The 11,903-nt window shown below is 44.1% G+C and carries 10 protein-coding genes; 7 read left to right on the top strand and 3 right to left on the bottom strand.

What is annotated here, in order from left to right; translation table 11 throughout:
* Positions 1-591: methyltransferase domain-containing protein (locus Q0117_RS02385; RefSeq protein WP_297922009.1), on the top strand; the 591-nt coding region annotated here is incomplete at its 5' end.
* Between the two features lie 309 nt (positions 592-900).
* Here Q0117_RS02385 and Q0117_RS02380 read toward each other — a convergent pair.
* Together Q0117_RS02380 and rpsO are read right to left on the bottom strand one after the other, a co-directional pair.
* Complete coding sequence (locus tag Q0117_RS02380; protein ID WP_297922006.1) at positions 901-1,653, bottom strand: hypothetical protein; 753 nt, start codon at positions 1,651-1,653, stop codon at positions 901-903.
* A gap of 474 nt (positions 1,654-2,127) precedes the next feature.
* Positions 2,128-2,400, bottom strand: a complete 273-nt coding sequence (rpsO, locus tag Q0117_RS02375) for a 30S ribosomal protein S15 (protein WP_297922003.1) — start codon at positions 2,398-2,400, stop codon at positions 2,128-2,130.
* Between the two features lie 104 nt (positions 2,401-2,504).
* Here rpsO and Q0117_RS02370 point away from each other — a divergent pair, with 104 nt between their 5' ends.
* The 4 genes from Q0117_RS02370 to dctP all read left to right on the top strand — a co-directional run bounded on the left by Q0117_RS02370 (position 2,505) and on the right by dctP (position 6,458).
* On the top strand, positions 2,505-2,918 hold the full coding sequence (locus tag Q0117_RS02370) for an Rrf2 family transcriptional regulator (RefSeq protein ID WP_297922000.1): 414 nt from the start codon (positions 2,505-2,507) through the stop codon (positions 2,916-2,918).
* Positions 2,915-3,967: a DHH family phosphoesterase gene (locus tag Q0117_RS02365; RefSeq protein ID WP_297921997.1), complete on the top strand. Its 1,053-nt coding sequence runs from the start codon at positions 2,915-2,917 to the stop codon at positions 3,965-3,967. Before Q0117_RS02370 ends, Q0117_RS02365 begins: the two co-directional genes overlap by 4 nt.
* Positions 3,957-4,199: a hypothetical protein gene (locus tag Q0117_RS02360; RefSeq protein ID WP_297921994.1), complete on the top strand. Its 243-nt coding sequence runs from the start codon at positions 3,957-3,959 to the stop codon at positions 4,197-4,199. The genes Q0117_RS02365 and Q0117_RS02360 overlap by 11 nt, the downstream gene beginning before the upstream one ends.
* Before the next feature lie 1,065 nt (positions 4,200-5,264).
* Positions 5,265-6,458, top strand: coding sequence for a TRAP transporter substrate-binding protein DctP (dctP, locus tag Q0117_RS02355; protein ID WP_297917838.1), 1,194 nt, complete (start codon positions 5,265-5,267; stop codon positions 6,456-6,458).
* Positions 6,459-7,425: 967 nt separating this feature from the next.
* Here the strand turns inward: dctP and Q0117_RS10620 are convergent.
* The gene (locus tag Q0117_RS10620; protein ID WP_297960597.1) at positions 7,426-9,693 is read right to left on the bottom strand and encodes a molybdopterin-dependent oxidoreductase; all 2,268 of its coding nucleotides are present in this window, start codon (positions 9,691-9,693) and stop codon (positions 7,426-7,428) included.
* Between the two features lie 394 nt (positions 9,694-10,087).
* Between Q0117_RS10620 and Q0117_RS02340 the strand changes: the two genes are divergently transcribed.
* Both Q0117_RS02340 and Q0117_RS02335 read left to right on the top strand, forming a co-directional pair.
* On the top strand, positions 10,088-10,687 hold the full coding sequence (locus Q0117_RS02340; RefSeq protein ID WP_005871891.1) for a 4Fe-4S dicluster domain-containing protein: 600 nt from the start codon (positions 10,088-10,090) through the stop codon (positions 10,685-10,687).
* On the top strand, positions 10,684-11,903 hold a 1,220-nt coding region (locus tag Q0117_RS02335), incomplete at its 3' end, for a proton-conducting transporter membrane subunit (RefSeq protein ID WP_297921991.1). The genes Q0117_RS02340 and Q0117_RS02335, both read left to right, overlap by 4 nt.

Raw genomic sequence — 11,903 nt, 5'->3', positions numbered from 1 at the left:
ACGCGGCTTAGCAGCGAGCTTTTGGCGCGGATACTGCCGCAAAAGGCACGCGTGATCGATCTTGGCTGCTCGACTGCGACCGCGCTACTGGCGCTGTTTGCGCTGCGCCCCGATCTGCGGCTGTGCGGCATCGACAGCTCGGAGGCGATGATACAAAACGCCCACGCTAAGGCGGCGGCGTTCGGCGCCGAGCTCGAGCTTAGCGTATCGGACGTGCTGGATGCGAGCCTCGCGGACTGCGACGCCGTGATCCTAAACTACACCCTGCAGTTCATCAGGCCGCCGCGCCGCGCCGCGCTCGTGAGTAAAATTTACGACGGATTGCGCGAGGGCGGGGTTTTGATCTTTAGCGAAAAGATCGTCTACGAAGAGCCTGCGCTGGCGCGCCGGATGATCGAAATTTACGAGGATTACAAGCGCGCGCAAGGCTATTCGCGCTACGAGATCGCGCAAAAACGCGAGGCGCTTGAAAACGTGCTTGTGCCCTACACCGAAGCGGAAAACCGCGCCTTAGCGCTAAGCGCAGGCTTTAAGCGCGTCGAGAGTATCTTTAAATGGGCGAATTTTATGAGCTTCGCGGCGTTTAAATAGCTATAATTTAAATTTACAAGAAGTATAAATTTTAGAATTCTATGAATTTAAAAATTTCAATGATTTCCGAATTTTTTTACTTTCCAAAACTCTTGCATTATAAAATTTGAAGCAAAATGCAAAGTGCAAATTTTAAATTTTATTCTGTACGCAAAAGCGCTCCCGTATTTCAAAGGCATAAAACCTATTCTCGTACAAGCAACTTTTGGAATGTGAGCGCCCAAAAGCCTTTTATTTTACGTAAAATTTTAACAATCTAGAAATAATTGATACAAATTCCAATTAAACTAAATTTTACTTCATTTCTATTTACTGCGCTTCTTGGTTTGTTTCAGTGATTTGTACTTGCGGGCTTACTTTTGTGATTAACCCCGTTTCTTCATCTATTTTTTCGCTAGCGATACGATTTTCAAAATCGTCTAAAAAACGTTTCGTATCGGCTAGGATATTTTTATATTTACGCCATCTATTTCTATAAATCGATCGGCAAACTATAAACGTCAAAATGAAACTACTTCCAATACATGCAAAAAATGGCAAGAGCTCGAAATAAAGTATTTGAAAATAACATATACATATAAATACCAGTATTCCACCTATAAATGTACCGCAGCCAACGATATCATAATCAAATCTGGGTTTATAGCTTTCGGCATTAGCCCAGAATTGATCCTCATTGCTTACTTTTCTAGTTATGTTTTTAGTTAGACCGCAATCAATGTAACCACCATTTTTTTCGACATAACCAGCTATCTCATCACCATCCAAAATCAAAAAATTTTTATCTAAAACCGCTCTAAACAAATCTTTACCTTGCCCCTTAAGCTGAAATGTCCATATATGAGTATGCGTAGTGCTTGTTTTAGTGGTCGTATTTGTCGTCGTATTGCTGTTAAAACTGCCGCGAACGGCGAACGGATTGATAGACAAAAAGGGATAACCCAAGCCTCCGCTACTTACATCGCCACTATTTACAGTATTTACAGTAGTATTAGTTACGCTACTCATGTCTGTTAGAACTTCTTTTTTAGCACTGATTGCGATACCGTGAAAATAATCCATTAACAATCCTTTAGTTAAAAATAAAATTTGTGAATAATACGCCCCCCCCCCATTAAAATTTGCTGAAATTTTATACTCGCCGTATTTTTCGGGTGATACGGCAAGGATTTTTATTTAAATTCTTTGGAATTTTGCAATTAAATTTTGATGCAGATTAGACTATCCAAACAGCGCGAATGTATAATTCTAGCGATATGCGAGACGGCGCAGATAAAATTAACCTATGATTTCAAATTTCGTCGAGGATTTGAACTGCGCAAATTATTAGAATTCGGCAAAATTTCAAAAATTCTATGAAATTTTAAAATTTCATAGTCCAAGCAGAATTTATAAATTTTACAAAATTCTCAAAAAATTCAAAAATTGAAAAAGTGTGGCTGTCTAAAATTTCGGGCATAAAAAAAGCGTCCGCCGTTTGACGGACGCCGTGTATAAATCGCGGGGCGAAATAAACGCCGCCGCGAGCAAAGGAGCTTATTTATCTCTTAAATTTAACTCGCTAACGAGCTTGGAATAAACTGCGTAGTCTTTATTTTTGAGATATTTCATCATTCTTTTGCGCTGACCTACCAGCTTTAGTAGTCCTAAACGGGATGAAAAATCTTTCGGATTTGCCTGTATGTGGGCGGTAAGAAGCGTGATCCTTTCTGTAAGAAGCGCGATTTGCACCTCCGCAGAGCCCGTATCCTTCTCTCTTCTAGCGAATTTCGCAACTATCTGTGCTTTTTGAGCCGTGTCTAAAGCCATGATGACCTCCTGATCGGTAAAATAGGAAGAGATTATACTTAATTAACCTAAATTTTTGCTTTTTTGATGTAAAATGCACGCTTTGACACCAAAGGAGAAAATAAATGCTTTTTACTAAAGCAAGCGAATACGCCCTGCTTTCAATGATCTGTATCGCCGGCAAGAATGAGTCTATGGACGTGGATTCGATCTCTAGCGAGCTTGGAATTTCACGCAGCTTTTTGGCTAAAATTTTACAAAATTTGGCGCGCGCAAAACTTCTAAATTCTTACAAAGGCGCGAAAGGCGGCTTTGTGCTCGCGCGCAATGCAGATGAAATCACGCTAAGCGAGATCATCAAAAGCGCCGAAAGACGCAAGGCGACGGTGTTTGATTGCACCGCCGAGGGGATCGACGCCTGCCCCAACGGTCGCACGCTGTGCCGCGTCAATCTAATGTTCGGCGAACTTCAGGAGAAGGTCGACGAGTATATGGATACGATCACACTCGCCGCCATCATCGGCAAAGAGCACAAATGACGATTTATCACCTCAGCCACACCGATCTGGACGGCTACGGCGCGCAGTTCGTCGCGGCGCACTATTTGACGGACGTGGAATTTTTCAACGCCAACTACGGCAAGGAGATAAACGAAAAATTTGATCTCATCCTCGCTCGCATCGACGAGCGGCTCGCCGTAGACGCAGACGAGAAAAGCCTGGTTTTGATCACCGATCTAAATTTACTACCTGCGCAGTGCGAGAAATTTAGCGGTGAACTGGCGCGCCGCAACGCCCGCGTGATCCTTCTGGATCATCATCAAAGCGGGCTTGAGTGCGCGAAGAAATTCCCGTGGTATTTTCTGGACTCCTCGCGCTGCGCCACGAAGATAACGTATGATTTTTTCAGCGCGATGTTCGGCGGCGAGACGCGGCTGGATAAGCTCGTGCGCGTCGTAAACGCCGTGGACATCTGGCTGAAGGAGCAGAGCGAGTTTGAGCTCGGCAAAGTCTGCCTCGGCATGGTCTCGGGCGCGAAAGAGATCAATAAGATCATGTTCGAGCGGGAGAGCAGGGATTATATCTTTTTCCTGTTAGAAAAAATTTTTAAATTTCAAGAGGAGCCGGACGCTCACATCGCGCTAGATAGCGCGCTGCACGGTATAAAGAAAGAATTTTTTAAAAGTGAGCGCGATGACACGCTAAGCAATCTCGTTTCGCATTTCGTAGTCGCCCGCCTAAGCGCGCAAAAGCAGCGCTTCGAGATCAGCTATCTCGATAAAAAGGGCATTTTGACCTATAATATCGGCAACGTAAGCGTCATCGGCAACGATTTTTTGACGCAAAACCCCGATGTCGATTTTTTCATCGACGTAACGAGCAAAAAAACGCTCAGCTTCCGCGCCGACGGCAAGATCGACGTTAGCGAAATGGCAAAGCTACTCCTCGGCGGCGGCGGGCACGTAAACGCGAGCGGCGGGATGTTTGCAGGCTTTAAAGACGCGAGCTCGTACGAAGCCGTAAAGGCGCAAATCGTGGATCTAATCGAGAAAAAAACTCAAATTTCAAAGGAAGAAGATGAAAACTAATGACGAAAAAATCGCCGAGCAGGACCTCATCTACGAGATCAACATCCTGCTTGACGCGATGCTGCTTTATGCGGGCGTGAAACGCGATCGGCTCGCCGACGCGGCGCAGCTGTATATCGAAAACATCGATACGGTACTTGCGAACTCTGACGCTAGCGGCGCGGACGAGGTGATCGCCGTGGTCGAGTTTTTGCGTAGCAAACACGCGGAACTATTCGAAAATAAGGGCTAGCTTGCGGAATTTTAAGCGAAATTTTGCGAGCTAGAATTTTACGAGGCGCAAACTTGCGGAGCAAAATTTTACCAAACGCAGAAATTTATAGAGCAAGAAATCCGCGAGATAAAATTTTGCTAAATAGAATTTCAAAACGCAAAATACAGAATTTTGCGGGTTTAGATTTAAAATTTTAAAATTTAGCAAGCATGTTTTGCAAATAAAATTTTAAGGCATGGCAGTTGCAGAATTTAATTTTAAAATTTTATACCGTCAAACAAGAGCAAAATTTCAAGGCTTAGAATTTACGCTAAGAAATTCCGCGCAATAGCAAATTTAAAATTTTAAGTGCATTTTGCGGCACGGAATTTTGCAAAAAATTTTAGACAACGCGGGGCGGCTCTGCATAAAATTCTAATCTAGGCTTCTCGCAGAATTTGCATCAAAACTCCGCGCGGAATTTTGCGCTCAACTAAGGCGCAAAATTTAAATATAAAGGCTAAATCTTTGCTTGCCAGTGTGGCGCGAAGATCACGCAGATTGCGGAATTTTAAATTTAAAAGCACGATTCTGCCGTCTAAGATCAAAAAATGGCATAGCGTCTAAGCTTGCCGATAATGACAAAGCTCGCTTTGAAAGAAAAAGAGAATTTTATCTGCAAAGGCGCAAAGATAGCATTTTAAGATACTTTTGTTATTTCTAAGCAAAAAAGATCCGCGCTGGAAGCTTTTAAGCAAGCGCGCTTGATAAAATATTATCGCTAGATATGGTGCAGGTGTGGTAACATCCGAACGTAGCGAAATTAAACGAACGCGGCACTCTATCGTCGCAAAGCCAGGCATAGTAAAATAAAAAGCTTGGGCAGGGCGCTAAGAAGTAAAATGTCGCGGAATAAGACATTTGCAGAGCAAGGTGCCTATAAGATGAAGCGTCGTAAAATAGAATAGCAAAGCAACGTGTCGATAAAATAGGCACCGTGAAGCAGAACTTCGTAGCAGTGACGCAGAGCGCGATTAAATTTTAAGCCGGCGGCGCGCTAAATTTTGAAATTTTATGAATTTAAAACTTTATGAAAGGATAGAAATGAAAAAGATTTTTTTGTTTGCATGTCTCATGCTTTTGGGCTCGCAGCTTTTCGGCGACGATAAGGTATATCGCCTAAGACTTGCTAGTACGTGGGAGGCGACTACGCCCGTTTTGGGCGCTGCCGCCGAGGATTTTAAAAACTATGCCGAAAGCCTTAGTGGTGGTAGGCTTCAGATCCGCATCGATACGCCGAGCAAGCACAAGGCAAGCTTTGGCATATTCGACTTCGTCAAAAGCGGTCAATACGATCTAGGATATACTTCGCTTTATTATTATAAAGGCAAAGACGCCAAAACTATGCTCTGGACGGCGGTGCCTTTCGGTATGACTACTGATGAGCAGCACGCGTGGTATTACTATGGTGGTGGGCGAGAGCTTAATGATAAGATGTTCGCGCAATACGGTATGAAGACCTTTTTGATGGGATCTACCGGCATGCAAATGGGCGGCTGGTTTAAAAAAGAGATCAACTCGGTTGCAGATTTGCAAGGGCTTAAATTCCGCATACCAGGGCTAGGCGGAGAGGTGATGAGCAAGCTAGGTGCTACTATAAACACGGTGCCTACGGGCGAGCTATTTATGGCGTTAGAGATGGGTACGATCGACGCGGTCGAGTGGGTAAGCCCTGTCTATGATATGCCACTTGGATTTCACAAAGTGGCTAAATACTACTACACAGGCTGGCAAGAGCCTATGGGAGACTGCCAACTGCTGGTAAATCAAAAGGCGCTAGAGAAGCTGCCTGCGGATCTTCAAGCGATCTTAGAGGCTGCAGCAAGACTTGCCGGAGAGAACTTCCAAAATAAGGGCTTTTATGAAAACGCTCGCATTTGGGCGGAGCTAAAAGCGCAGTTTCCGGATGTGCAGGTGCGCGACTTCCCTGCAGACGTGATAGCCGCGCTTAAAAAAGCAACGAATGAGATCTTAGACGAAGAAGCGGCGAAAGATCCGATGTTTAAAGAGATCCTAGACAGCCAGCGCGCATTTTTGAAAATCGGCAGAGAATGGAATAAAATAAGCACCGTAGCCTACATAAATAACGTAAGCGGCATCGCAGGCGAAAGTGCAGCAAATCCAATCTCCGCAGGCTCTAGCGGTGCGACGAGCTCAGATTCTGCAAGCAGCGAAAATCACGGCGCTGCGAGCGATTCTAACGCGACTGACAGCAAAAATTTAGGCGCGACAAAGTAAAGCGGGCGCTGCGAGCGATAAAAATAAGGTGCGACGAACAGATCGGCATAATAAGTATCTCAGGAGCGACAAGCGGCAGAAATTCTAACTATTTTTGCATAAAGTAGATGGAATTCTGCCGCAGCAGCTTTAGCACAATAGCTTCAATATCAGAGCCTAATTTCATAAATCTCATCCGCAAGCAGGCAGAAGCTTTGGCGCAATAACTTTAACATCATAAGCGGCGTGATCTGGCGCAGCAAAGGGCTCCCGCGTGAAAATAGAACGCCAAAAACACGCGATAAAATAAAATTATAAAAATTCCGAGCTCCAAGCACGGCGGAATTCGGAATTTTAAATCTAAAATTTTAAAATCAAAATTTATGGATTTCAGACGGAGCGCGAAACTACTCCGGTTATGCTAGAAACCGGTATTTGCGACCATTAAGACTAAAAGCCGCGTCTAGCGCTTTAAAAGCCTATGAGCCTTTTGCATTTATATATTAAAATCACAAAAATTGCATTTGCGTTATTAAAATTGCAGCGCTACTTGGCAATATAGGCTAATTCGCATAAAATCAGCCTACGCACGCTAAAATTTAATCAATAATGTAATTTGGTAAGATTTGTCGCGATAAAATAGCCTTATTATCATGCTTATCTTTAAAATTTACTCCATTGCGCCGCTCTAATTAAGGCTAATTTATTAGGATTTGATAAATCGCGAATGCCCGGTCTCTGCAGCCGCATCTATTAACGCAATAGCGGATAAATTCTATGCCCTTTTATTCAATAGTGCGACTACGCGAAGAGGCGTATTAAAATATCGCTGAATTGATTGAATTTTGAAATTTTTGATCTTTAAAATATCGCAATACAGCTAGATCGTAAAAATTTCATATTATTTGGATTGTTCATACTATTTGAATTGATTGTTAAAAAGTAGATTCGGGAGCATAGCCCCGAATCTACGGATAAGATTAAATTCTTAGAATTTAATCGGATGGTGGTGGAAGTCGTCGTAAACGACCTTGTTGGTCTGAAACTTAATGCGCTTAAGCTCGCGGATACGCAAAAATTCCTCTTCATCGATCTTTTTAATCTGAATCGCCGCCTTAAACGTAGGCGTTTTGGCGATTAGATCCCAGCCGCCGCTCGTTAGCTCGTTGCAGCAGCTCTCCCAGTAGTGATAAGACATCTGAATGATACCATCCATTATACATTCGGTGATGTCCGCCTTGATCGCGATATAGCCGTAGCGGCTCCACGCGACGATGAAATCGCCCTGTGAAATTCCGTATCGCTCGGCGAGTTTCGGATTCATTTCCGCAATCGGTCCTATCGCGTCGCCGCCCTGCTCGACGGTCTTAGAGCGCCTAGTCATCGCGCCTCCTGCGTACTCGTAAACCTTACGCGTAGTTAGAAGCTGGATCGGGAACTCCTCGTCGGTCTTCTCGTCCACGGAGCCTGCCATTACAGGATAATCTTTCGGCATATTCATACGCTTTGCGAATTCCTCTTTGGCGCTTTCGATCTTGCTCTTATCATCCACGAATAGAACCGGGACGAAATTTCCTTTACCGTCCGGAGTAAAGAATTTCTTATCAAGATACAATGCAGGTCCGCCCATAGAATTCTCATCAGGGCACGGCCAGTGAAGTCCGTGGTATTTTTTGATGCGGTAATAGCTCATTCCGCCGTAGTTGTGTGGAGCTACCCTGCGCACCTCTTCCCAAATCTGCTCAGGAGATTGGAATGTGAAATAATCTCCTAGACCTAGGCGTCTGGCAAGCTCGCAGATGATAGCCCAGTCTTGTCTAGCTTGTCCCGGAGGGGCAACTACAATCTCACTATGCTGTACGCGGCGCTCGGCGTTAGCATAAGTGCCCTCCTTCTCGCCGCTGCAAGCTCCAGGAAGCACGACATCTGCTTTGCGACTCGTCTCAGTTAAGAAAATATCTTGGATCACATACATCTCTACCTGCGAAATCGCGCGCAAGAAGTGGTTTGCGTTCGGATCGGTCATAACCGGGTTTTCACCCATCGTCCAGAAGAATTTTACCCTACCATCAAGAATTGCGTCAGGCACTTCGGTTTTATGAATGCCGATCTTGCCATTTAGATGACCTTTTGGCAAATTCCACTGGCGCTCAAACCAATCACGGGCACTTTCGTCGGTTACGGCTTTATAGCCGGTAAATACGTTAGGAAGCATTCCCATATCGCAGCAGCCTTGAACGTTTTCTTGTCCACGGATCGGTAGATCGCCGCTTCCGAGCTCGCCCACATTGCCCGTTACGAGCATTAAATTTGAAATGTCGCAGACCGCGCCCACGCCGTGATTGAAGTGAGTTACGCCCATGCCGTGCGTGATGACCGCAGGTCGCGTAGTAGCGTAAATTCTAGCCGCTTTTCTAATATCTTCAGCGTTTAACCTAGTGTATTTAGCTACGGCCTCAGGCGAATAATCCTTAACCGCCTCTTTTACATATTCAAAACCCTTGGTGTATTTATTAACGAATTCATGATTTACCAAATCCTCGTCGATAATAGCATGGATTAAAGCGTTTATAACCGGGATATTGTGCTCCGGCTCAAGCTGGAGGTGGATATCTGCGCGATTTGCAAATTCCGTCTTAACCGGGTCAATTACGATGAGTTTAGCTCCTCTATTTAGCGCTCTTTGAACGTGCATAGCTACGATCGGGTGACCATTTTCCGGGTTTGAGCCGATCATCATAATGCAGTTGCTGTGAGTTCCGATCTCCGTGAAGCTATTTGTAGCCGCTCCGTTACCGATTGTTTTGGCAAGACCTGCCACAGTCGGAGCGTGTCAAATGCGCGCGCAGTGATCGATATTATTCGTACCTAAAATTCTAAGTAGCTTCTGCGCTACGTAGTTATCCTCATGCGTACAGCGTGCGGAATAGTTTCCGGCTATCGCGTCGGCGCCGTATTTTTCTTTAACTTCGAGCATCTTTTTAGCAACCAGATCAAGCGCTTCGTCCCAGCTAGCCTCGACCAAATCGCCATCTTTACTAAATTTGCCATTCTTTTTACGAATTAGCGGAGTAGTAAGTCTATCTCTAGAGCCTACGTAATTCCATCCGTAGTAACCTTTCAAACATAAACAACCTTGATTTACGGGGTTGTCGCTTACGCCGGTTGCGGATTTGATATAATTGTCTTCCGCAGTCAGCTCAATTTGACAGCCTGTGCCACAATAAGGGCATATGACCTTGCCTTTATTCGCCATATTTTCTCCTTTCGAAAATACTAAACATGCAAAATTACCATATATGCAATTTCGGCACAATTATATAAATTCTTACCTAAAATAAAATTGAAATTTTGTCTTAAGCTAAAAGAATTTTTTCAATTATAATTAGGAGTAAATTGGGGTAATTTAAATAGTAATTTAAATTTTAAAATATACTTTAATACTGATATACTAGATATTTAAAGCAAATAATCAACGAACCGGTTTAAAAAAGAAATTAGTTTTTAAATTTAAGCTTTGAAAGCAAATTTATCAAATAAATTCCAAATATCGTCAGATAAATGACGGAATTTTTTTGCGGACTTAAATATAATTACACCAAAATTTTTAGTAAAAAATTTTTAAAATTCCTTAAGTCAAGGAGAAAGGTATGAAACAACATAAATTTGTAATCTGCGATTACAAACGATGTATCGGTTGCACGACGTGCATGGCGGCCTGTTACTCAAGTGCCTACGAGCGCGGCAAGCTTGCTAAATCGCGACTTACTGTGCTTAGACAGGCTTACGGCGTTATGCCTACGCAGTGCAGGCAGTGCGATGACGGACCATGCGCAAATGTCTGCCCTACCGGTGCGCTTCGCTTCGATAATAACTATATCGAATTACACGAAGAAATTTGCATCGGATGCAAGATGTGTACGCTCGCCTGTCCTTATGGCGCGATCAGCTCGAATGCCGAGCTTATGCCGTCAGTAAATTATGCGGTCGAGCCGAAGTATTATCTCGAGATCGAAAGCCAAGCGGGCGCCAAAAGCACCGCCATCAAATGCGATCTATGCAACGGACGCGAGAACGGTCCTGCATGCGTCGAGGTTTGCCCAACTAGCGCTATCATTATGATAGATCCTAAAGAAGGTAAGCATAAATTGGGCTTTGCGATAGACTACGATGCGGCTAATGCTTTTGCAAAAGACGTATTAAACGGCGAAATCAGTTGCGTCGCCAAAAAAGAAGGAGGCGCAAAATGATAAGCGTCTATACTTTATTTATCGTCAGTGCAGTAATTAGTATCCTTTTATACTGCGCTCCAAAAACTGCTGTTAAGGTGGGATTTGGATTAGGTGCTATCAGCTGTTTTTATGCGATGTGTCATTTCGTAGCCAATATGGGCGTAAGCGACAGCTTCGTTTTGGGCGGTACTTTCTTATATGCGCCAAAATTTGCTTTAAGTCCGCTTGGAAATTTCTTCAGCTTCGTAGTCGTTTTTATAGGCTTTGCAAGCAGCGTTTACGGCATGAGCTACGCTGAGGAATATATCGGAAAGGCAAATATCGGCGTTTTTGCATGTTTATTTAATACCTTCATCTTATCTATGCTTTTAGTCATCAGTGCGGATAATGTATTTTGCTTCGCTGTTTTATGGGAGCTTATGACGTTAATTTCGTCATTTCTAATCATAGTAAACGATGGCAAAGGCACGCTCAAAGCTGTTATGGTATATCTAGGTATAGCGCAGATCGGTGCATTTTGTATCACCTGTGGATTACTTATCATTGCAAACTACGCAGGAAGCTTTGAATTTGCAAAGTGGGGAAACGTAAATATGCCGATGGGTGCTTCCGTGGCTGCTTTTATACTATTTTTGGTCGGCTTCGGCTCAAAAGCGGGAATGTGGCCTTTTCACGTCTGGCTACCGCAAGCTCACCCTGCGGCTCCGTCAAACGTCTCTGCGCTAATGAGCGGCGTTATGATCAAAGTAGCGCTCTTTACGCTTGTTAAATTTACGCTATTTTTGCCACTAAGCATTTATTTTGGGCTTGCAGTTTTGATCCTAGGAGCAGCCAGCTCGCTTTTTGGCGTTTTATACGCGTTGTGCCAGCACGACTTTAAAGCGCTTCTTGCATACCACTCGGTTGAAAATATCGGTATTATCTTGCTAGGTCTTGGCACCGGAATTTACGGCGTCGCAGCAGGCAATGTAACGCTAGCCGCAGTCGGATTTTTAGCAGGCTGCTACCATGTAGTAAATCACGCGATATTCAAAGGCTTGCTATTCTTATGTGCAGGCTCTGTAATCCACGCTACTCATACGCAGAATATGGATGTGCTAGGAGGACTAGTTAAAAAAATGCCCCTAACTGCCGTCGGTATGTTTATCGGTATCATGGGTATCGCAGCGCTTCCTCCGGTAAACGGCTTCGTTTCAGAGTGGTTTACCTATCAAGGAATGCTTCAAGGCGCTAA

Origin of the sequence: uncultured Campylobacter sp. (assembly GCF_937997535.1) — a bacterium.
GTDB lineage: Bacteria > Campylobacterota > Campylobacteria > Campylobacterales > Campylobacteraceae > Campylobacter_B.
Note: the sequence above shows the minus strand (reverse complement) of the source record. Positions and strands in the feature narration are given on the sequence as shown.